Genomic DNA, 22,920 nt, shown 5'->3' on the forward strand with positions numbered 1-22,920 from the left:
GAGCTCATATTTTTCTTGCCAGATAAAGCAACTTAAAACCAGAAAAAATATTTTTTTTGTGGTATGGCGAAAACCGCAAACTGCGGTTATGTTCAAAGCATCAGCCAGGATGCGTACGGCTGCCGGCATAAAAAACTCTAATTAGCGTGAATTCGAGGCAGGTATGTTTCTAAATTATTTCGCGTTAGGCGTGCTGATCTTCGTTTTTCTGGTTCTGTTTTACGGAATCATCGCCATCCATGACATTCCCTATAACATCGCTAAAAAGCGCAACCATCCGCATGCCGACGCTATCCATACGGCAGGGTGGGTAAGTCTTTTTACGTTGCATGTTATTTGGCCGTTCCTGTGGATTTGGGCCACGCTCTACCAGCCCGAAAAGGGGTGGGGGATGCAGTCGCACATCACGCCGACCGGAAAGGAACCTGACCCTGAAATCGCCGTGCTGGCCGCGCGCATAGCCCAGTTGGAAAAAAAACTGGATGGGGATAAAAAAATCGATAACTCCACCTTTCCGGAGATTTAATCATGGATTTGTTAATTGTCCTGACTTATGTGGCATTCGCCTGGGCCATCTTTAAAATATTTCGTATTCCGGTAAACCAGTGGACGCTTGCCACCGCAGCATTAGGTGGGGTGTTTATTGTGGCGGGACTCATCTTATTAATGAACTATAACCATCCGTATACCTTTACGGCGCAAAAAGCGGTTATTTCAATTCCCGTCACTCCACAGGTCACAGGAATTGTTAGTGAGGTAACAGATAAAAATAATCAGCTGATTAAAAAAGGCGAAGTGTTATTTAAACTCGATCCTGTGCGTTATCAGGCGCGAGTTGACCGGCTGCAGGCCGACCTGGTCACCGCGACCCACAACATCGACAATTTGAAAGCGCAACTGTCGGAAGCGGTCGCTAATACCACTCGCGTGTCTGCTGAACGTGACCGCCTGTATAAAGATTATCAGCGCTATTTGAAGGGTAGCCAGGCGAAGGTTAACCCGTTTTCCGAAAGTGATATCGACAATGCCCGCCAGAACTATCTGGCTCAGGATGCGCTGGTAAAAGGCTCAGTAGCGGAACAGACCCAGATTCAGAGCCAGTTAGACAGTATGGTCAACGGTGAGCAATCCCAGGTCGCCTCCCTGCGCGCCCAGCTTGCCGAAGCCAAATATAATCTTGAACAGACCGTTGTGCGTGCGCCCAGCAACGGTTACGTCACGCAGGTGCTTATTCGCCCGGGGACTTACGCCGCCGCGTTGCCTCTGCGACCCGTGATGGTATTTATTCCTGAACAAAAACGGCAAATCGTGGCGCAATTCCGCCAGAATTCACTGCTGCGTCTTGAACCGGGCGATGAAGCCGAAGTGGTATTCAACGCGCTGCCAGGCCAGGTGTTTAGCGGCAAGCTGACCAGTATCCTTCCCGTTGTGCCGGGAGGTTCTTATCAGGCGCAGGGGGCATTACAATCCTTAACAGTAGTACCGGGTACCGATGGCGTAATGGCAACCATTGAACTGGATCCGAATGCCGAGGTAGATGCGCTGCCGGACGGTATCTATGCCCAGGTGGCGGTCTATTCCGACCATTTCGCCCATGTGTCGGTGATGCGTAAAGTGCTGCTGCGCATGACCAGCTGGATGCATTACCTTTATTTGGATCATTGAGACCGTCATCACCTGCCATTTGCGCTGACCTGAGCCATACTAAGCTGTGTCCCCCAATCGTTGGGCATAGCTTTTTGTTGGCAAAAAGGACCCGGCATGAAACTCATTGGCAGCTATACCAGCCCTTTTGTGCGTAAAATTTCTATTCTGTTACTGGAAAAGGGCATCACCTTCGAATTTGTAAATGAACTCCCCTACAACGCGGATAGCGGCGTGGCGCGCTATAACCCGTTAGGAAAAGTGCCCGCGCTGGTTACTGATGAAGGCGAGTATTGGTTTGATTCTCCAATCATCGCGGAATACATAGAGCTGCTGGAAATTGCGCCAGCTATGTTGCCGCGTGAACCGCTGGCGGCGCTGAAGGTGCGTCAGTTGGAAGCGCTGGCAGACGGCATTATGGATGCCGGTTTAGTCTCGGTACGCGAACAGGCTCGCCCCGCCGCACAGCAGTCAGAAACTGAGTTGTTACGCCAGCGGGAGAAAATCACCCGCAGTCTGGATGTGCTGGAAGGCTATCTGGCGGACGGTACGCTGAAAACGGATACGGTTAACCTGGCCACCATTGCGATTGCCTGCGCTGTCGGCTATCTCAATTTCCGTCGGGTCGCGCCCGGCTGGTGTGTGGACCGCCCGCGTCTGGTCAAACTGGTGGAAACGCTCTTTCAACGCGAAAGTTTTGCCCGTACGGAACCGCCAAAGGCTTGATACACGTTATGTCCGCCTGAGCAAAGTCACGATACAATCCTTCCTATATCGATAGCCCTCTCCGCGGTGGAGAGGGCCACCAACAGCCAGGCCCTTTCATGACAACCGACATGCGTTCACTCTACAGCCAGCTTCCTGCTATCGATCGTCTATTGCGCGATAGCGCTTTCTCCGCCTTACGTGAATCCCACGGTCACACCCGGGTAGTTGACCTGCTGCGTCACATGCTCGACGAAGCCAGAGAAGCCATTCGCGACGCCCACGCGCTCCCGGCATGGTGTGAGGACTGGACGCAAGAAGCCAGAGCCCGGCTGGAACGTGAATCGCAAAGCGCGTTGCGTCCAGTGATTAATCTGACCGGAACGGTGCTGCATACTAACCTGGGTCGTGCGTCGCAGGCCGAGGAAGCCATCGATGCGGTGGTGCAGGCGATGCGCACGCCGGTGACGCTGGAATACAGCCTGGATGATGCCGGGCGCGGACATCGGGATCGGGCGTTGGCGGATTTACTCTGTCGCCTGACGGGGGCCGAAGACGCTTGTATCGTGAATAACAATGCGGCAGCGGTTCTGCTGATGCTGGCCGCCACGGCTAACGGCAAAGAGGTGGTCGTTTCGCGCGGTGAGCTGGTGGAAATTGGCGGCGCGTTTCGTATTCCTGATGTGATGTGTCAGGCCGGATGTACGCTACGCGAAGTGGGTACCACCAACCGGACCCACGCGAAGGATTACCGTCAGGCGGTGAATGAAAATACCGGCCTGCTGATGAAGGTGCATACAAGTAATTACAGCATTGAAGGCTTTACGAAGTCGGTGGATGAGGCAGAGTTGGCCGCCATTGGCCGGGAGCTGGATGTACCTGTGGTGGCGGATCTCGGCAGCGGTTCGCTGGTCGATCTCAGCCAGTATGGTTTGCCGCAGGAGCCAATGCCGCAGCAACTGATTGCCGCAGGCGTGAGTCTGGTGAGTTTCTCTGGCGATAAACTGCTGGGTGGGCCACAGGCCGGAATTATCGTCGGTAAAAAAGAGATGATCGCGCGCTTACAGAGCCATCCGCTGAAACGTGCGTTACGGGCAGATAAAATGACGCTGGCGGCGCTGGAAGCAACGCTGCGGCTCTATCTGCATCCGGAAGCGCTGGCGGCGAAGTTGCCGACATTACGCCAGCTCACCCGCTCGCAAGAGGCGATCCACACGCAGGCCCAGCAATTACAGGCGCAGCTTGCCGATCGTTACTGCGACGAGTTTGCTTTGAATGTGATGCCTTGCCTGTCGCAGATTGGTAGCGGTTCGTTACCTGTCGACAGGTTACCCAGCGCGGCATTGACCTTTACCCCACATGACGGGCGCGGTAGTCGCCTCGACGCGCTGGCCGCCCGCTGGCGTGCGTTGCCCGTGCCGATCATTGGACGAATTTATGATGGCCGCATGTGGCTGGATCTGCGCTGCCTTGAAGACGAGACCCGGTTTATGGAGATGATGCTGAAATGATTATTGCAACCGCCGGACACGTTGACCACGGAAAAACAACGTTATTACAGGCAATTACGGGCGTGAATGCCGACCGTCTGCCGGAGGAAAAAAAGCGTGGCATGACCATCGATCTCGGCTATGCCTACTGGCCGCAGCCGGATGGGCAGGTGCTGGGGTTTATTGATGTTCCCGGACATGAAAAGTTTTTGTCCAACATGCTGGCGGGTGTAGGCGGTATCGACCACGCGCTGCTGGTTGTCGCCTGTGATGATGGCGTGATGGCGCAAACGCGTGAACATTTGCAAATTCTGCAACTGACGGGCAATCCGCAAATCACCGTAGCGCTCACGAAAGCCGATCGCGTGGATGAGGACCGCATCAATACAGTGCGCGAAGAGGTACACACCACGCTGGAAAACTATGGTTTTGCCGATGCGGCTCTGTTTGTGACTGCCGCCAGTGAAGGCCGTGGGATCGAAGAACTACGCGACCATTTATTGCAATTAACCTCGCGCGAGCATGCCCGCGATCACAGCTTCCGTCTGGCGATTGACCGTGCTTTTACGGTTAAAGGCGCAGGGCTGGTGGTGACCGGGACGGCGCTCAGCGGTGAAGTGAATGTCGGTGATACGCTGTGGCTGACGGGCGTCAACAAGCCAATGCGCGTACGTAGCTTGCATGCGCAAAATCAGGCTACTGAGCATGCTCATGCCGGGCAGCGTATTGCGCTGAATATTGCCGGTGATGCGCAAAAAGAAGCGCTAAATCGCGGCGACTGGCTGCTTTCAGATGTCCCGCCAGAGGCTTTTACCCGCGTGATTGTCTCTTTAGAGCATGCCGCGCCGCTGATGCAGTGGCAACCGCTGCATATTCACCACGCGGCCAGCCATGTCACCGGGCGCATCTCATTGCTTGAAGGAACGCTGGCGGAACTGGTGTTTGATACACCGCTGTGGCTCGCCGATAACGACCGCCTGGTGCTGCGCGATATTTCTGCTCGCACGACGCTGGCTGGCGCACGCGTCGTCACGCTCAACCCACCGCGCCGCGGAAAGCGTAAACCGGAATATCTGCAGTGGTTGTCGGCGCTCGAAAATGCGCACACCGACGGCGACGCCCTGGCGCTGCATCTGTCGCGCGGGGCGGTGAATATTCCTGACTTCGCCTGGGCGCGTCAGCTCAATGGTAACGGTATGCGTCCGTTGATTGAGCAACATGGTTTTATTCAGGCGGGGTATAGCCTGTTGAATGCTCCCGTTGCCGCGCGTTGGCAGCGAAAAGTCCTCGATACGCTGGCGACCTATCACGAACAGCACCGTGATGAGCCAGGGCCAGGGCGCGAACGCCTGCGTCGTATGGCGTTGCCGATGGAAGATGAAGCGCTGGTATTGCTGCTGATTGAAAAGATGCGCGAGAGCGGCGCTATCCATAGCCATCACGGTTGGCTGCATTTGCCGGATCACAAGGCGGGTTTCAGCGATGAACAGCAGGCTATCTGGCAAAAAGCAGAACCGCTTTTTGGCGATGAGCCGTGGTGGGTGCGCGACCTGGCAAAACAGACCGGGACGGATGAGCAAATGATGCGCGTGGTATTACGACAAGCGGCGCAGCAAGGCATTATTACTGCGATCGTGAAAGATCGTTATTATCGTAACGATCGCATTGTGTCTTTCGCCAATATGATCCGCGAGCTGGACCAGGAGAAAGGATCGACCTGCGCCGCCGATTTTCGCGACAGGCTTAACGTGGGGCGTAAATTGGCTATCCAGATTCTGGAATATTTTGACCGCATTGGTTTTACGCGTCGTCGCGGGAATGATCATTTATTACGCGATGCCTTACTGTTTCCTGAAAAACAATGAAACAATTAATTCAGAGATTAAATGAATTAATACAAAATATATATTGATTGCAATCAGCACATTAGATTATGAACCTAATGTGCTTTTTTATTTTGAATGTGATTAAAATAACAACCGCGATCATATTTTGCTGGAAAATGCACACGTATGCTTCCTGACTCTTTAGAGTAATTAAGGATCGTACAATGGCTGCTTCAACATTTTTTATTCCTTCTGTGAATATAATCGGCGCTGATTCATTAAAAGACGCGATGAATACCATGGCTGAATATGGTTTTCGCCGCACGCTGATTGTCACGGATGCCATGTTGACCAAATTAGGTATGGCTGGCGAGATTCAAAAAGCATTACAGGAACATGATATTTTCAGCGTAATTTACGATGGTACGCATCCTAACCCGACGACCAGTAACGTAGCTGCTGGCCTGAAAATGTTGAAAGAAAACGACTGTGATAGCGTTATTTCTCTCGGCGGCGGTTCGCCACACGATTGTGCGAAAGGCATTGCGCTGGTGGCCGCTAACGGTGGCTATATCGGCGATTACGAAGGCGTTGACCGCTCTGCAAAACCGCAGTTGCCGATGATTGCCATCAACACCACGGCGGGTACGGCATCTGAAATGACCCGTTTCTGCATCATTACCGATGAAGAACGCCATATCAAAATGGCGATTGTCGACAAGCACGTCACTCCGCTGCTGTCGGTCAATGACTCCTCGCTGATGGTCGGTATGCCGAAGTCTCTGACGGCGGCTACCGGTATGGATGCGCTGACCCACGCTATCGAAGCCTACGTTTCTATTGCTGCAACCCCGATTACCGATGCGTGTGCGCTGAAAGCGGTCACCATGATTGCGGAAAATCTGCCGGTTGCCGTTGAAGATGGCAGCAATGCTCAGGCACGTGAAGCCATGGCTTACGCACAGTTCCTCGCAGGCATGGCATTTAACAACGCCTCTCTGGGTTACGTGCACGCCATGGCGCACCAGTTGGGTGGCTTCTACGATCTGCCACACGGTGTATGTAACGCCGTGCTGCTGCCGCATGTACAGGTTTTCAATAGCAAAGTGGCTGCCGCTCGTCTGCGTGATTGCGCGGCTGCGATGGGCGTTAACGTTGCTGGACTGAGTGCAGAGCAAGGGGCGGAAGCCTGTATCGCGGCGATCCGTGGACTGGCGCAGAAAGTGAATATTCCGGCCGGTCTGCGTGAGCTGAACGTGAAGGAAGAAGATTTTGCCGTTCTGGCGACCAATGCCCTGAAAGACGCCTGTGGTTTCACTAACCCGATTCAGGCGACTCATGACGAAATCATGGCGATTTATCGCGCTGCGATGTAATTCGTGATACCTGTCGTAAAGCAGTAAAAGGCTGGCGAATTATTCGCCAGCCCCGTCTACCCTTGTAGTACCCCTACAGCAAGGAGACGGTCATGACCAATAACCCCCCTTCAACGCGTATTTATCCCGGCGAGTATGGTTACCCTCTGAAGTTAAAGGCCCGATACGATAACTTTATCGGCGGTGACTGGGTCGCGCCGGTGGACGGCGAGTATTACCAAAACCTGACGCCGGTCACCGGGCAATTGCTGTGCGAAGTGGCCTCTTCCGGTAAGAAGGATATCGATCTGGCACTGGATGCCGCGCACAAAATAAAAGATAAATGGGCGCAGACATCCGTGCAGGACAGAGCGGCGATTCTGTTTAAAATCGCCGATCGTATGGAACAAAACCTGGAACTGCTGGCGACGGCAGAAACCTGGGATAACGGTAAACCCATCCGTGAAACCAGCGCGGCAGACGCGCCGCTGGCGATTGACCATTTCCGCTATTTCGCCTCCTGTATTCGTGCGCAGGAAGGGGGAATCAGCGAGGTTGATAGTGAGACCGTGGCTTATCATTTCCATGAGCCTCTTGGCGTGGTCGGGCAAATTATCCCGTGGAACTTCCCGCTGCTAATGGCCAGTTGGAAGATGGCGCCCGCACTGGCGGCGGGTAACTGCGTGGTGCTTAAACCTGCGCGCCTGACGCCGCTGTCCGTGCTGCTGCTGATGGAGGTCATTGGCGATCTGCTCCCGCCTGGTGTCGTGAACGTGGTAAACGGCGCGGGTGGGGAAATCGGTGAATATCTGGCGACGTCTAAACGTATTGCGAAAGTGGCGTTTACCGGCTCAACGGAAGTCGGCCAGCAGATCATGCAGTATGCTACGCAGAACATTATTCCCGTCACCCTGGAGCTGGGTGGGAAATCGCCCAATATCTTCTTCGCGGACGTGATGGATGAAGAAGATGCGTTCTTTGATAAGGCGCTGGAAGGCTTTGCGCTGTTTGCCTTCAACCAGGGCGAAGTGTGTACCTGTCCGAGCCGCGCGCTGGTACAGGAATCCATTTACGAACGCTTTATGGAAAGAGCCATTCGCCGGGTAGAGAGTATCCGTAGCGGCAACCCGTTAGACAGTGTGACGCAAATGGGTGCGCAGGTGTCGCATGGTCAACTGGAAACCATTCTGAATTACATCGATATTGGTAAGAAAGAAGGGGCGGATGTCCTGACCGGTGGACGGCGTAAGCAGTTGGATGGTGAGTTAAAAGAGGGTTACTACCTCGAACCGACCATTCTGTTTGGTAAGAACAACATGCGGGTTTTCCAGGAGGAGATCTTCGGCCCGGTGCTGGCTGTTACGACCTTTAAAACCATGGACGAAGCGCTGGAAATTGCCAATGACACCCAATATGGACTTGGCGCTGGCGTCTGGAGCCGTAACGGAAATCTCGCGTACAAGATGGGCCGCGGGATTCAGGCGGGGCGTGTCTGGACCAACTGCTACCATGCTTATCCGGCACATGCGGCGTTCGGCGGCTATAAGCAGTCGGGCATTGGGCGTGAGACACACAAAATGATGCTTGAGCACTATCAGCAAACCAAATGCCTGTTGGTGAGCTACTCTGATAAACCGCTGGGGCTGTTTTAATATCCCGTCACTTACCGCCCGGTCGCATTTAGCGTACCGGGCATCAAGTTATGTCCTGCAGTTCAAAGTATGACAAGGGTACCCTATGGATTTCGTGTTGCTTCGAGGCGGCAAGAGAGGGAATCCCCAGGAGCTTACTCCGGTAGGTGACTGGGGTGAGTGAACGCAGCCAACAAAGAAGCAGCTCGAAAGACGACGGGTATATATAGAAACTCATATATCGTTATATAAATAACCCCATTGCACCCAATCTGGTCATTCCACTACTATTATCAACTCTATTTTTTAAATAAATAGCAGCCAAGTTCTTTAATTTAAATCCCTGAGGCAAATATGTTCCTTGATTATTTTGCATTAGGAGTGCTTATTTTTGTATTCCTGGTCATTTTTTACGGGATTATTATTCTGCATGATATTCCCTATCTTATTGCAAAGAAACGTAACCATCCTCATGCCGATGCAATACATGTTGCGGGCTGGGTTAGCTTGTTTACCTTACATGTTATTTGGCCCTTTTTATGGATCTGGGCAACGCTTTATCGTCCGGAGCGCGGGTGGGGTATGCAGAGCGCGGATTCTTCCCTGATCCAGCTTCAGGCGCGGGTTGCCGACCTGGAAAAGAAACTGGGTGAGGTTAAGACCTCTCCGGCGGAGTAATATCGATGGATTTACTGATTGTTCTGACCTATGTGGCATGCGCATGGTCGATATTTAAAATTTTTAAAATTCCTGTAAATAAATGGACGGTACCCACTGCAGCATTGGGTGGTATTTTCATTGTTTGCGGGCTTATATTACTGATGAATTATAACCATCCGTATACCTTTAAGGCGCAAAAAGCGGTAATTTCTATTCCCGTCGTGCCGCAGGTCACGGGGGTTGTAACGGAAGTGACGGATAAGAAGAATACGCTGATCAAAAAAGGCGAAGTTCTGTTTAAACTTAATCCTGGACGTTATCAGGCGCGGGTTGATCGCCTGAAAGCCGATATTGTCACCGCTCAGCATAAAGAGCAGGCGCTGGTTGCGCAGCTAGACGAAATGAAAGCCAACACGCAACAGGCAAAGGCCACGCGTGACAAGCTGGCAAAAGATTACCAGCGCTATGCGCAGGGGAGTCAGGCGAAGGTCAACCCTTTTTCTGAACGCGATATCGATGCGGCGCGCCAAAACTATCTGGCGCAGGAAGCATCGGTGAAATCGTCTATTGCGGAGCAACAGCAAATCCAGAGCCAGTTAGACAGCCTGGTACTGGGTGAAAATTCGCAAATTGCCAGCCTGAAGGCACAACTCGCCGAAGCGGAGTTTAACCTTGACCAGACCGTGGTTCGTGCGCCCAGCGATGGTTACGTTACGCAGGTGTTGATGCGCCCCGGAACCTATGCCGCCGCGCTGCCTATGCGTCCGGTGATGGTGTTTATCCCGGAACAGAAACGGCAAATTATCGCCCAGTTCCGTCAAAACTCACTGCTGCGACTGGAGCCAGGCGATGAAGCGGAAGTGGTGTTTAACGCCCTGCCGGGGAAGGTATTTAGCGGCAAACTGGCGGCTATCAGCCCGGCTGTACCGGGTGGTACATACCAGTCGAACGGGGCGTTGCAATCCTTAAACTCTACACCCGGTTCAGAAGGGGTGATCGCCACGATTGAGCTGAACGACAATGCGGACGTGAGCGCGTTACCTGATGGGATTTACGCCCAGGTCGCCGTTTACTCTGACCACTTCGAACATGTGTCAATCATGCGCAAAGTCTTGTTGCGGATGACCAGCTGGGTGCATTACCTGTATCTCGACCACTAGGTGCAGGCTATTTAGCTTACTCAGACAGCTGTAGCGTCTGAGTAAGCTGCTGACGTATCTCCGCTAACATTGCGTCGAGAATAAACTGTACACGCCAGGGCTGGTATTCACGCTTGCGGAAAATCGCCACTAAATCCAGCCACCATTCGTGCTGTTCGGAGAAACAGGGAACCAACAATCCGGACTGAACGTCTTTTTGTATACTCGCATAAGGCGCAAAAACAATGCCCAGATGATTACGCGCCAGCGCCAGCGCGGATTGCGTATTGTCACAGACGTAGTTTCCGGTCACCCGATAATCATGCATTTCCTTGCCGCCGGCGGAGCTGAAGCGCCAGATATTGGCATCATCAATCATCATGGAGTCGATTAAAATACAGGAATGATTTTCCAGCTCATCAGGGCTGTTAATGGGATGCTGTTTGATATATTCAGGGCTGGCAAACGCCATCACTGCATATTTGGTAATAAAGCTGGCGACCAGTGATTCATCTTTGGGATGCGCATAGGTAATTAAAACGTCACAATCATCCGGGAAATCTACACCTTCATAAAATGCTTTCCGTTCAAGATTGCAGGTTTTCAGCGAGAGAGTAATACCACCGATATCCTGAATTTTTGCAATAACATGTTGCGATAAGTAAGCAATAATTCCGGTTGGTGCATATACCGTTACCTTGCCACGTTTTTCATGCTTATAATCAGCGATGAAACTATTTAGCTGATCGTTTCTGTCCAGCATGTCATTGATGTAAGGCAGCAGCGCTACACCAAAGGGCGTCAGGGTCAACTGGCGGGTGGTGCGATCAAAGACCTTTAGCCCAACTTTTGATTCAAAATCAGCAAGGTACTTGCTGACATTAGCCTGTGCGATGCCGAGAACCGTAGCGGCATGACTGATGTTTTCACTGGCAGCAATTACCGAAATAATCTTCAGTTCCCGGTGTTTGAGTTGTAATTTGTTCATCGCCAAACCCAATATATATATGTTTGTATATATTACTATATAAATATGGAAGTTGCATCGATGAAATTGTAAGCATTATTATGCACCCGCTTTGTGGCTTATTTTAAAATGGAATGTTGGCATGTTAATTAAACGCAATATTGTGGCGCTGTTCGCCTTTTCTTTTATGGCGAGTGCAACTGCCGCAGAGTTTTCTATTGGCGGTGGCGCTGTATATAATGAATCTCCTTATCGTGGATATAATGATAATGTTCATGCAGTACCACTTATCAGTTATGAAAGTGAATCATTTTATTTTAGGCAAACAACGTTAGGCTATATTCTTTCAAAAAGTGAAAGTAATGAATTTAGCATTACTGCTTCTTACATGCCGCTTGAGTTTGATCCCGGTGATAACGACGATCATGCGATGAAGCAACTGGACAAGCGTGATGCAACCGCGATGGCGGGTGCCGCATGGTATCACCATGAAAAATGGGGCAGCGTGAAGGTCTCTGCCGCAGCGGATGTGCTGGATAACAGCAATGGCTGGGTGGCGGAAATGTCTATGTTCCGCCAAATGCCAATGGGCAAGCTGACGCTGACGCCGGCGATTGGCGTGCTCTACTATGACGAAAACTTCAACGAATATTACTACGGCATCTCTGGCAATGAATCCCGCCGTAGTGGGTTATCAAGCTACTCCCCAGGGGACAGCTGGACACCGTATGTTGGCCTGTCCGCTAAATACGCGTTGACCAGCAACCTGACGCTGCTGGCCAGCGCCAACTATAGCGTGCTGCCGGATGACATTAAAAATAGCCCGATGGTTGATCGCGATGACAGCTTTACCTTGATGTCCGGTCTGACCTGGCGTTTCTGATTCTCACCCGTTTGTCCTCAGGGAGGAGGGCAATCTTTTCATGATGCCTTGACGGATGGGGCTAACTGCCGCCATCCATCGTCATCATTACTGCTCGTTTATCCAGATTCGCATTTCGCCTTCACCACGGTTTGCCCAGCTAAACCACGGAATGAACGTCAGCGTATGCGCCTGACGCGAAGCTGGTGAAACATCGTAGTGCCACAACGCTTGTTGTGCCGCATTGCGGGCACTTTGCTTCACGCCTTCCGCCTGAATTAACATCTTATGGCTGAACAGTCCCTTACCCTCAAAGACCCTGAACTCACTCTCTTTTGGCAGCCACAAGTTATGCAACTCTTCGCCGTTGTCGGCCTGCTCCAGGCAATACACCAGCGGCCCACGCTGAATGGCGACCTTACCGGCAACATGGCGCACCAGTGGGTTTCCGTATACGCGACGCACGGGCATCGGCAGGGTCAGGCTTAGCGTATCCCCCTCCAGCCACGTTCGGCTGATGTGCAAATAGCCTTTCCGTATATCTTGTGTAACCGGTTGACCATTCAGCAAAATCTGCGGCGCGGTACACCAGTCAGGCAGGCGTAACGCGAGGGTATGATCGACCGGCAGCGGTGATTCAATGGCGATTGTTACCTGCTCATGCCACGGGTAATTTCCGTTAATGCGCAGCTTAAGCACACCGTCTGCCACAGGAACTTCCATGCTATTGCCCACATACATGTTGATATACAGTGCGTCCTGACGTGGCGTATAGATGTAATGGCCAATAGAAGTGAGTACGCGGGCGATATTGGGCGGGCAGCAGGCGCAGCCAAACCAGCGCTGGCGAACGGGCTTCACATGGTCGTAAATATGATTGAATTTTAACGATTTAGGATGCACCTCCAGCGGGTTAACGTAGAAGAAGTGCTTCCCGTCCAGCGCCATGCCGCCAAGTACCGTGTTATACAGGGCGCGCTCCATCACGTCGGCATACTGGCTGTCGGCTTCCATTTCCAGCATCCGGCGGGCGAACATCATCAGCCCGATTGAGGCGCAGCTTTCGGCGTATACGGAATCGTTGGGCAGATCGTAATCGCTGCTAAACGCCTCGCCGCTGCTTTGCGAGCCGATCCCGCCGGTGATATACAACTGACGCTGGGCCATATTGTTCCACAGACGCAAACAATCCTGACGCTTGCTTTCGTCCTGACTTAAGCGTGCCAGATGCGCCACGCCGGTCATCAGATAAACAAAACGGACGGCGTGACCGATAGCCGTTTGCTGCTCTGAAACAGGCTGGTGTGCCTGGCTATAGGGCTTATCCTTCACCATCCACGCCGGACCGTAGGTGTGCCAGTAAGACGTTTGGCCGCGTTTTTTGTACTCTTCGTCATAAAAATGAGGTTGCGCACCGCGTTGCTCAACAAAGTAATTTACCAGCGCCATATAGCGTGGTTGCTGAGTGACTTCGTACAAACGCATTAATGCCAGCTCGATTTCCGGGTGTCCGGGGTAGCCGCGCAGTTGATCTTCTCCCAGCCCAAAAACGCTGTCGATATGATCTGCCAGGCGGCACACCACCTCTAACAGACGACGTTTCCCCGTCGCCTGGTAGAAAGCGACGCCCGCTTCAATCAAATGACCCGCACAGTACAACTCATGACACTCAGCGAGGTTAGTCCAGCGTTCATCCGGCGCTTTGACCGTAAAATACGTATTGAGGTAGCCATCATCACACTGGGCGGCGGCGACCAGTTCAATAACCTCATCGGCAGTTTTCTCAAGTTCAGCATCGGGTTTCTGGCACAGCGACCAGGCGACGGCTTCCAGCCATTTCGCCACGTCGCTGTCCTGAAAAACCATCCCGTAAAACTCGCCTTCCTGAAGGCCTGCGGCGATGCGGAAATTCTCGATCGCATGGCTTGGCTCCGCTTCTGGAATGCGGTCATTGAGCGCATCCCACTGGTAGGGGATCACCACGTCACGCACAAGTTGCTGATATTGTCCGAGGAACGGATCGCTGACCGTGAGCTTATGCAGGTCGACTTCCAGTACGTTCATTTCGTGCTCCTTAAGGCTGTATATGACGCTGACGCAGATCGGTGGCAATGCGCGACATCATCGGGTTATTGAGTTTGCAGATGCGAACAGACAGCGCCAGCAGCAGGTGGAACAGTGCGGGCAGCAGCGTCTCCATGGCAGTAATCCCTTGCAGCGAGCTGGCGGTTTGATTACCGGCGCCGGGCTGATAGGCGACAAAGATAAACAACAGGCTGATGATCCCCGCGCTGGAGGCCCAGGCCAGTTTGATGAAGAACAGGTTGAAGGCGAAATTCATGCCGGAAGAGCGCACGCCGGTTTTCCATTCGCCGTAATCATCGGCGAAGGCCATCAGCGAGAAGTGCAGCGGTAGCGTGAAGCCCAGGATAATGCCGTTCCCGAGGATAACCGCCAGCCACAATGTCTGATAAGCCGGGCCGGTTGGCAAGAACCACATCAGCACCGCCAGCGCCGCCAACACCAGGTTGGTGTAGTAATAGAGTTTGACGGTATCGAACCCACGGGTCAGCGGGCTGACGAGCACTGAACCGATGATAGAGGCGAAGGTGACCATGGTGAAAAACAGCGATGTGTAAGCGGTGCTGCCTTCCAGCACATAGGTAATGAAGTACATGTACCCGCCGCCGCGAATATTAAAGACGTTGATCAGCAGGAACGACATCACCAGCATCAGCAGCAACTGGTCATTTTTGCGCAGGCCGCCAATATGTTCGCGCAGGGTAAATTTCCCCATCATCGCCAGCGGAACACGCTCACGCACCCAGAAGAAGCAGCACAGGAACATGACCACTGCAACGGCGCAGAGCACGCCGACACCGAACTGGTAACCCTGCGCGGCATTGCCCTGGCCCAGCACATCCACCATCCACGGCAGGCCGACGGAGACAAGAAAACCCGCCACGCCGCACAGCACAAAGCGCCAGGACTGGCAGGCGATCACCTCGTTGTGGCGGGTGGTCATGGTGTTAATCAGCGCACAGTACGGTACGTTGATGGCGGTATAGCCGACGGAGAGCAACAGATAGGTGCAGAATGCCCAGGCGATTTTTACGCCCATGCTGGCGTCTGGGACGGTAAATGTGAGCACGCCAATAATGCCAATAGGAACCGCGACCCATAGTTGCCAGGGGCGGAAGCGTCCCCAGCGGCTTTGCGTACGGTCGGCGAGAACGCCCATGATGGGGTCGGAAATCGCATCAAACACGCGCAGGGCAATAAACAATGTGCCGACCAGCGCGGGCGTTAGCCCGAAGACATCCGTGTAGAAGAACGTCAGGAAATTCATGATCAGGCAGGTAATGACCGTCCCGCCTGCATCGCCTAACCCATAACCTATTTTTTCACGCAGGGATAATTTGTCGTCTTGCGCACGCTGTGCCAAATCAGATGTCGTAATCGGAGCCGAAGTCATAAATAACTCCCGGAAGTGATATTCGGAAAGTATCCCGCTACGCCGCGGGTTATTTGGATGTAATTTGCAAAATACATGATTAATTTTGCACGTTATGTTTGGGTCAACAAGGGAAGAGAAAAGTATAAAAAGATGACAATTCCGACTTCATTGGGAAAATGTGATTTCGATCCGGCGAAAAGCAATTTTATCGTGAATAATCAAAGGTAAAGGCCGGTTTAATTAATACAAAAAGCGGGAATTTGAATATATATGCTCGAATTGTCCATGTCTCTGCCGATTAAAGTGCAAAACGGTGGGTTATTTATTTCACGCGGCATCGGTAGCCATCCTGCGCGGCAATTGCAATCCTGGGAAATAATCTTTGTTGAAAAAGGGACATTAACGATTCGCGAAGGCAGTAACATTTTTTCTGTTAGTGCCGGGGAAAGTCTGCTGCTGTGGCCGCATCGCTTACATATTGGCGTGGGACAATTTCCGCCCGATTTAAAATTTTACTGGCTGCACTTTGAGTTAACGACAGGAAACGATGCTTCATCAACACAACCGTTACTTGCGATTCCCCAGCATACCCGGGTGAGCGAGCCGCAATATATTATTTCACTGTTCCGCCAGTTCTTACACGAGCAGGAAAATATTCATCGCAGCATGGCGCTGGAACTGATCCTGCTGTTGATTTTGCAGCAAATATCCGCGGCCGCCAGCGAGCAACCTGTTGATCGCCCCGGGAATGCGCTGGCGTGGAAAGCGCAGCAAATGATCCACACTCAGTTCCACCTGCCGATTGGCGCTTCAACGCTGGCGAAAGAACTGCATTGCAATGCAGACTATCTGGGACGTGTTTTCCGTGGCGCTTTTCGGCTGACCCTCACCGAAGCGTTGCATCGGCAACGGGTGAGGGCGGCAGAAAAACTGTTAATCAGCGATTCGCTGTCGCTCACTGAAGTGGCGAGGAGATGTGGATTTAACGACGTGGGCTATTTTCGCAAAATCTTCCGCAAGCATACCAGCCTGACGCCCGCGGCCTGGAAACGGCGCTATTGCAAAGAACATATCAATAGCGCCTGACATGCTACTGTCCGTAATAGGCATTCGCACCGTGTTTACGCAGATAGTGTTTATCCAGCAACTCAGCCTGCATATCCGGTAACTGTGGGGCCAACTGGCGTGAGAACAGCCCCATATAGGCGCACTCCTCTAGTACCACGGCGTTATGCACAGCATCCGCGGCGTTTTTACCCCAGGCGAACGGGCCGTGTGAATGCACCAGTACCGCCGGAACCTGCATCGGGTTCAGGTCCCGTTGCTCGAACGTTTTAATGATGACTTCGCCGGTCTGGTATTCATATTCACCGTTGATCTCTTCCACGGTCATCAGTCGGGTGCATGGGATAGTGCCGTAAAAGTAATCGGCATGCGTGGTACCCCATGCCGGGAGCTCAAGACCCGCTTGCGACCAGATTGTCGCGTGGCGTGAGTGCGTGTGCACAATACCGCCGATCTCAGGGTAACGGCGATACAGCGCCAGATGGGTTGGCGTGTCAGACGAGGGTTTTTTACTGCCTTCAACCACGTTGCCGCTGGCGATATCCACCACCACCATATCGTCGGCGGTCATCACGTCATATTCCACGCCGGATGGCTTGATAACCATCAGTTTGCGTGTTTCATCCACTGCGCTGACGTTACCCCAGGTAAAGGTGACTAAACCATGTGCCGGCAGCGCCAGGTTCGCCGCCAACACCTCGGCTTTCAGTTGTTCTAACATGGAAAACCTCCTTCCTGCATACGGTCTTCTATCCAGCGTCGGGCCTGGATAATTTCCAGCACCGGTTCTTTTGCTTTTTCCGTCCACATTTCAATCAGAAACGATCCGCGATAGTTCAGCTCATGCAGCGTTTTGAAGATGCCCACAAAGTCCACGCATCCTTCGCCAAAGGGTACATCGCGAAACTGGCCCGGATGGGTTTCGGTTACCGGCAGCGTGTCCTTCAGATGGATAGCGGCGATACGGTCGATGCCCAACGTCAATTCAGCTTTGACGTCGTTACCCCAGGCGCTGAGGTTGCCCACGTCCGGGTAGACGGTGAACCACGGCGATGAGAGCATTTCATCCCACTTTTTCCACTTGCTGATCGAGTTCATAAATGCGGTATCCATGATTTCTACCGCCAGCATCACCTGCGCGGCGGCGGCTTGCTCAACTGCCCATGCCAGCCCCTCGGCAAAGCGCTGCTGTGTACCTTCGTCATGTTCTTCGTAATAGACGTCGTAACCGGCCAGTTGAATGGTACGAATACCTAAATCCCGGGCCAGGCGGATGGCTTTGGTCATGATGTCGCGTGCCCGGGCGCGGACGGCTTCATCGCGACTGCCAAAGGGAAAGCGGCGGTGGGCTGACAGGCACATGGAAGGAATGGCCACGCCGGTTTCCAGCATCGCGCTCACCAGCGATGCGCGCTGGGCAGATGTCCAGTCAAGGCGAGACAGACGTTCATCGGTTTCATCTACCGACATTTCAACGAAATCAAAACCGCAGCTCTTCGCCAGCACCAGCCGTTCCGGCCAGGTGAGGTCTTTCGCCAGCGCTTTTTCATAGATACCTAACGGATGGTTACGCATACTGTGCTCCCCAGATGGCGTCGATTTGCGCATGGAATTCGGCGGCCACCTGCGCCGGGTTTTGTGCTCCCGCCAGCGCGCGTCCGGCGATAAAGGCTTTGACGTTGATGTCGCGAAACAGCGGCAGGTCGGCAGGCGTAATACCACCGGTAATCGACAGCTCCAGACCAATATCGGAAAGCGCCTTCATCCGCGCCAGGTCCGCTTCCCCCCACTGTTGACCGCTGGCCTGCGCATCGCGTCCACGGTGGTAAATCGCTTGGCGAACGCCAACGCGATACCAGTCGCGGGCATCATCCAGGGTCCAGTTGCCGAACAGTTCCATCTGAATTTCACCGCCGCAGGACTGTGCGACGCTATGACCTTTTTCTACGGTAGCGAGGGGCGCGGCGCAGATGATGGTCATCCAGTTGGCGCCTGCGCCAAACGCTTGCTGGGCGAGGGTTTCACCTGCGTCGGCCACCTTCCAGTCGGCGACGATAATTTTATTTGGGCACTGAGCGCGCAGCGCTTTCACCGCGCCCAGACCTTCGGTTAAACAGAGAATCGTGCCGGCCTCAACGATATCGACACTTTCCTGTAACAGAGCGACATCGCGTTGGGCCGCTTGCAGATTCGTGTGGTCAAGCGCCAGTTGCAGTAATGGTCGACTCATTATTCGTGCTCCTTAATACGGGCGTGATAGCCCTGCAGTGCGGTAATTAAATTCTGGTATTGGCGGTATTTGCGCTGATAGTTCGCATGCGCCGCGGCGTCCGGCAACAGGGTGCGTACCGGATGCTGTAAGCTGCGCTGGGCATCGCTGAAATTGTGATAAACACCGGTGCCGACGCGGGCGGCGAGCGCTGCGCCAAAGCAGCCGGTCTCTTCAACCTGCGGCAGTTCGATACGTAAACCGCTGACGTCCGCCAGCATTTGCATCCAGACGTTGGAGTGCGCCGGACCACCGGTAACGCGCAGGGTATGGGCCTGCGTAAAACGTTCGCGCATGCGGTTGAGATGGGTCATATGGCTGAAAACCACGCCTTCGTAGATGGCTTGCAATAAGTGGGCGCGAGTGTGTAAAGCCTGCATGCCATAAAAACCGCTGGTCATCTCCAGCCCGGCGTTACTGCCATACAAAAAAGGCAGGAACAAAAGATTGCTACTGGCTTTCGGCAAGCTGGCAACGGCCTGGTTGACCTCATCAAAAGAGAGTTCGCCCCATTGGGCGGTAAACCACTCCAGATTGCCGGAAGAGGTCGGGCTGGCTTCGTGAACGATGTACTGCCCGTCATTGACATAGCGGCCATAGACGTAAGGATGCGCTTCGTGGTCGCGCAGGCCGTGAGCGATCCCGCTGGTGACAGCCCAGGTCCCCATCACCGCGTTGAGGGTGTGTTCATCTTCGATCCCGGCGCAGAGTGCGGTGGAAACCACATCAAACAGACCGCCGACGACGGGTGTACCCGCCGCCAGACCGGTTATGGCAGCCGTTTGAGCGGTGATTTCCCCGCATATTTCTGCTGAACCGACAATGGGCGGTAGCGCATTGTCGACTTCACTGATGCCCAGCCACTGGGTCAGACGCGGGTCGTACTGACCTGTCGTCATGTTGTAGAGATTTGACTCGGAGATGTTGCTCTCTTCGCAGCCTTTCACGCCGGTTAAACACCAGCGCAGGTAGTCATGGCCCATCATGACGCAGCCGATTTGCGCGTAGCGTTGCGGTTCATTTTCTTTCACCCAGCGCAGGAGGGATGCGGGATGTCCGGTCCACAATGTCTGGCGGGTGATCGGGTAGAGCTGTGCGGGGATTCCATCCTGCTGCCAGCGCTGAACGATGTCCATCGCCCGTCGGTCGGAAGAGAGAATGGCATTGCCCAGCGGCTTATCCTGTTTATCAAGAAGGAACAGTCCCTTGCCCTGAGCGGAGATACCGACGCCTTTGATTTGTTCACCGGATACGCCGGTGCGTTTCAACAGCCCGGCAATGGTGGCGATACACTGTTGCCACAGTTGGCGCATATCGCGTTCGGCGTAACCCGGTAATGGCGATACGGTCTGCAACGATTGACGGTTAATTCCATGCTCATGACCTTTGGCATCATACAAACCGGCTTTCAGATACGTACCGCCACAATCGATCCCTAGCCAAAAGGTCTCTCTATCACTCATCTTTGTTATCTCATTTTTGCCGGATGGCGCTGTGCGTATCCGGCCTTGGGTATTTATTGGTTTTGTAGGCCCGGTGAGCGCAGCGCCCCCGGGCATTGTTTCAGGCTGTGCGTTTATGTGGATTCAGTGTCTTTAGCGGAGCTGCGCCCGCATCGCATTTCGCCGGCAGCAGCAGCGCCATCAGCGCGGCCAGAGCCAGTGAGACGGCCAGGCAGTAAACGCCAGCATCTTTGCTGTACAGGGTGATAAGTACGCCGACCGCGTAAGGACCGCAGAAACCGCCAAGGTTCCCCAACGCATTGATGACCCCACGTGCGCCACCGGCCATTTCCGCGCTGAACAAACGCGCCGGAATAGTCCAGAACACCCCCGCGGCTGATTGCAGGAAGAATCCGCAGCCAACCAGCGCGGCATAAGCCAGCCAGACGTTATTTTTCAGCGCTACAGAGAGGAACATGCACAGGGCAAAGCCAATCAGCGGCAGGCAGACGAACAGCTTGCGTTTACCGGTCCGGTCAGAGAGGGAAGAGAACAGGAACATCCCGGCAATCGCGCCGACGTACGGCAGAATAGCGAGCATGCCAACTTGCCCCATGCTGCTGTGGGTCAACTCTTTGAGGATGGTCGGCAGCCACAGGGTGTAACCATAAATCCCGGTCTGATAGAAGAAGTTCAGGGCGATAAGCTGCCACATGGTTTTGTCGGACAACACCGCGCCCAGAGAGGCATTTTTGACCTCTGTTCCGGCAATCGCTTTTTGCTCGGCGGCCAGAGTTTCTACCAGGTAATTTTTCTCCGCCTCAGAGATCCAGCGCGCTTCCTGCGGACGGTCGTAAACGGTATAGGCCCACAGCACCAGAACGACGACGGAGAGTAAACCTTCAATGATGAACAGCCAGCGCCAGTCGAGTACGGTGATTATCCAGCCCGAGAGCGGGGCGGTAATGATCCCGGCAATAGGCACAAACATAATCACAATCGCATTGGCGCGACCGCGTTCGGCGTCGGGGAACCAGTTACTGATCATCGTCAGCACCACCGGCAGCATGCCGCCTTCGGCCACGCCGAGTAAGAAACGCAAAACCAGCAGTTGATACTGATTAGTGATCAATCCCGTCAGAACAGAAATAACCGCCCAGGCAACCAGCGACCAGCCGATAAATTTCTTGCCGCTGCCGTGTACGGCAATTTTTCCGCCGGGAACCTGTAAAAACAGATAACCGATGAAGAAAATTCCCCCGGCCAGACCGGCCATGGTGGCGGAAATACCTAATTCCTCATCCATACCGCCGGGCATCGCAAATGCGATATTAACGCGGTCCATATAAGAGATAATACAAGCGATCAGAATCGGGGGAATAATCCGCAGCCAGCGCTGACGGGGTATATCTTTGAGTGTAGGGCGAGAGGTCATGTTCATATTAATATTCTCGTAGAGTAGTATGTTATTTTTATAGTTTTGCTTTGTTTAATGCAGCGATGCCGTCGCGTAATATCGCTACGCGATGGTTCACATCTGCATTGGCATTTATTTCCAGCAATTTAATACCGGCAAATTGCAATAGATCGGTTCCTGCACAGGTGAATAATGCGCGGGCATGATCGGCGGTCATCAGGCTCTGCGGGCAGAAAGGAGCAAACGGCGCGTGTAGGTCCTGCCACTCGCCGTATTCTCCTGTAATCGTCGTGCCGGAGAACATCAGCGCGCCCAGTTTCCCGGCCCGTTGGGCCTGCTGCGTGTGGGCCAGCGGTAGGGCGAGGTCCTGCCCTTCAATCGCCGATCGCGCCCAGTTAATACACACGCTGATGTCGTAACCGGCGATCGCGTCCAGTACGTTTTCTAACGGCAAAAATCCTTTGCGTGGCGCGGGGCCAGTCATAGCATCGCAATGTTCCAGCACCAGATCGCAGGACCAGTCCCAACGGGTAATTTCCTGGAGCGAACGGGCAAACGCGTCGGTGGCCTGAGCGACATTGGGGTTGCTTGCCAGCGGAGCGGCATGCAGTTCAAGGGCGATTATTTTCCCGGCGCTGGCCGCATTAATACGGTTGATTTTCTGGTGCAGATGGCGGTAATACGCCACACAGGCCTGACGCTGCTCTTCGTCGCTGGAGGCCAGCCCAAAACCGCTATTGATGCCGCGACGGCGCATGGTCTCCATAATCGCTGTGACCACGATTTGCCACTCGCCTGGCGTATGGCGCAATAACCACTCGTCACCTAATGGATGCAGATGCTCAAGGCAGGGCTGTTCCAGCCCGCGAATATCCGGGGTATCGGAGAGTTGACGCCAGAATTCCTTCTCTTCCTCTTCACTCTTTTGGTGAAATGAGGGTGCACAAGGGTACGCACCGATAATATAACCGGTAGTGTTAGCTTTCATTTT

Annotated in this window: 20 protein-coding genes; 11 read left to right on the plus strand and 9 right to left on the minus strand. The window is 53.5% G+C overall.

Going from position 1 to position 22,920, the window contains the following annotated elements:
* Window positions 1-163 precede the first annotated feature (163 nt).
* From FDX09_RS00910 to FDX09_RS00950, 9 genes are all read left to right on the plus strand, one after another.
* A complete protein-coding gene (locus FDX09_RS00910) occupies window positions 164-526 on the plus strand; it encodes a DUF3302 domain-containing protein (RefSeq protein WP_069323722.1) in 363 nt (120 codons plus the stop codon).
* A gap of 2 nt (window positions 527-528) precedes the next feature.
* A complete protein-coding gene (locus FDX09_RS00915) occupies window positions 529-1,665 on the plus strand; it encodes an HlyD family secretion protein (RefSeq protein ID WP_038635278.1) in 1,137 nt (378 codons plus the stop codon).
* 96 nt (window positions 1,666-1,761) lie between these two features.
* Window positions 1,762-2,370 (plus strand): glutathione S-transferase, encoded by a 609-nt coding sequence (locus tag FDX09_RS00920; protein WP_085049093.1) that lies wholly within the window; start codon window positions 1,762-1,764, stop codon window positions 2,368-2,370.
* A 98-nt stretch (window positions 2,371-2,468) separates the two neighbouring features.
* Window positions 2,469-3,860, plus strand: a complete 1,392-nt coding sequence (gene selA, locus FDX09_RS00925) for an L-seryl-tRNA(Sec) selenium transferase (RefSeq protein WP_137346657.1) — start codon at window positions 2,469-2,471, stop codon at window positions 3,858-3,860.
* Window positions 3,857-5,704, plus strand: a complete 1,848-nt coding sequence (gene selB / locus FDX09_RS00930) for a selenocysteine-specific translation elongation factor (RefSeq protein ID WP_085049091.1) — start codon at window positions 3,857-3,859, stop codon at window positions 5,702-5,704. The genes selA and selB overlap by 4 nt, the downstream gene beginning before the upstream one ends.
* Window positions 5,705-5,889: 185 nt before the next feature.
* Window positions 5,890-7,041, plus strand: coding sequence for an L-threonine dehydrogenase (gene yiaY, locus FDX09_RS00935; protein ID WP_137346658.1), 1,152 nt, complete (start codon window positions 5,890-5,892; stop codon window positions 7,039-7,041).
* 92 nt (window positions 7,042-7,133) lie between these two features.
* Window positions 7,134-8,672: an aldehyde dehydrogenase AldB gene (gene aldB, locus FDX09_RS00940; RefSeq protein ID WP_137346659.1), complete on the plus strand. Its 1,539-nt coding sequence runs from the start codon at window positions 7,134-7,136 to the stop codon at window positions 8,670-8,672.
* A 333-nt stretch (window positions 8,673-9,005) separates the two neighbouring features.
* Window positions 9,006-9,329: a DUF3302 domain-containing protein gene (locus FDX09_RS00945; protein WP_042311625.1), complete on the plus strand. Its 324-nt coding sequence runs from the start codon at window positions 9,006-9,008 to the stop codon at window positions 9,327-9,329.
* A 5-nt stretch (window positions 9,330-9,334) separates the two neighbouring features.
* Window positions 9,335-10,471: an HlyD family secretion protein gene (locus FDX09_RS00950; RefSeq protein ID WP_038635258.1), complete on the plus strand. Its 1,137-nt coding sequence runs from the start codon at window positions 9,335-9,337 to the stop codon at window positions 10,469-10,471.
* A 16-nt stretch (window positions 10,472-10,487) separates the two neighbouring features.
* On the opposite strand, the gene FDX09_RS00955 is transcribed toward FDX09_RS00950, so the two are convergent.
* Complete coding sequence (locus FDX09_RS00955; protein WP_038635255.1) at window positions 10,488-11,438, minus strand: LysR family transcriptional regulator; 951 nt, start codon at window positions 11,436-11,438, stop codon at window positions 10,488-10,490.
* 121 nt (window positions 11,439-11,559) lie between these two features.
* Here FDX09_RS00955 and FDX09_RS00960 point away from each other — a divergent pair, with 121 nt between their 5' ends.
* Window positions 11,560-12,300 carry a MipA/OmpV family protein gene (locus FDX09_RS00960; RefSeq protein WP_038635252.1) on the plus strand — a complete coding sequence of 247 codons (741 nt, stop codon included), beginning with the start codon at window positions 11,560-11,562 and terminating at the stop codon, window positions 12,298-12,300.
* Window positions 12,301-12,387: 87 nt separating this feature from the next.
* Here FDX09_RS00960 and FDX09_RS00965 read toward each other — a convergent pair whose 3' ends face one another.
* Both FDX09_RS00965 and FDX09_RS00970 read right to left on the minus strand, forming a co-directional pair.
* Window positions 12,388-14,343, minus strand: a complete 1,956-nt coding sequence (locus FDX09_RS00965) for a glycoside hydrolase family 127 protein (RefSeq protein ID WP_137346660.1) — start codon at window positions 14,341-14,343, stop codon at window positions 12,388-12,390.
* 10 nt (window positions 14,344-14,353) lie between these two features.
* Entirely contained in the window at window positions 14,354-15,754 is a 1,401-nt protein-coding gene (locus FDX09_RS00970) for an MFS transporter (RefSeq protein WP_137346661.1), read from the minus strand.
* A 252-nt stretch (window positions 15,755-16,006) separates the two neighbouring features.
* On the opposite strand from FDX09_RS00970, the gene FDX09_RS00975 reads away from it, so the two are divergent.
* A complete protein-coding gene (locus FDX09_RS00975) occupies window positions 16,007-16,822 on the plus strand; it encodes a helix-turn-helix domain-containing protein (RefSeq protein ID WP_038635243.1) in 816 nt (271 codons plus the stop codon).
* Window positions 16,823-16,826: 4 nt separating this feature from the next.
* Here FDX09_RS00975 and araD read toward each other — a convergent pair whose 3' ends face one another.
* The 6 genes from araD to FDX09_RS01005 all read right to left on the minus strand — a co-directional run bounded on the left by araD (window position 16,827) and on the right by FDX09_RS01005 (window position 22,917).
* Window positions 16,827-17,522 (minus strand): L-ribulose-5-phosphate 4-epimerase, encoded by a 696-nt coding sequence (gene araD / locus FDX09_RS00980; RefSeq protein ID WP_137346662.1) that lies wholly within the window; start codon window positions 17,520-17,522, stop codon window positions 16,827-16,829.
* Entirely contained in the window at window positions 17,516-18,376 is an 861-nt protein-coding gene (locus FDX09_RS00985) for an L-ribulose-5-phosphate 3-epimerase (RefSeq protein WP_137346663.1), read from the minus strand. The genes araD and FDX09_RS00985 overlap by 7 nt, the downstream gene beginning before the upstream one ends.
* The gene (gene ulaD / locus FDX09_RS00990; RefSeq protein ID WP_038635237.1) at window positions 18,369-19,031 is read right to left on the minus strand and encodes a 3-keto-L-gulonate-6-phosphate decarboxylase UlaD; all 663 of its coding nucleotides are present in this window, start codon (window positions 19,029-19,031) and stop codon (window positions 18,369-18,371) included. Before ulaD ends, FDX09_RS00985 begins: the two co-directional genes overlap by 8 nt.
* Window positions 19,031-20,533 (minus strand): FGGY-family carbohydrate kinase, encoded by a 1,503-nt coding sequence (locus FDX09_RS00995; protein WP_085049086.1) that lies wholly within the window; start codon window positions 20,531-20,533, stop codon window positions 19,031-19,033. Before FDX09_RS00995 ends, ulaD begins: the two co-directional genes overlap by 1 nt.
* Before the next feature lie 100 nt (window positions 20,534-20,633).
* Window positions 20,634-21,953, minus strand: a complete 1,320-nt coding sequence (locus FDX09_RS01000; protein ID WP_038635232.1) for an MFS transporter — start codon at window positions 21,951-21,953, stop codon at window positions 20,634-20,636.
* Between the two features lie 31 nt (window positions 21,954-21,984).
* Window positions 21,985-22,917, minus strand: a complete 933-nt coding sequence (locus tag FDX09_RS01005; protein ID WP_137346664.1) for a DUF4862 family protein — start codon at window positions 22,915-22,917, stop codon at window positions 21,985-21,987.
* Window positions 22,918-22,920 lie beyond the last annotated feature (3 nt).

The sequence above is a fragment of the Citrobacter sp. wls717 genome, assembly GCF_005280955.1.
GTDB classification, from domain to species: Bacteria; Pseudomonadota; Gammaproteobacteria; order Enterobacterales; family Enterobacteriaceae; genus Citrobacter; species Citrobacter werkmanii.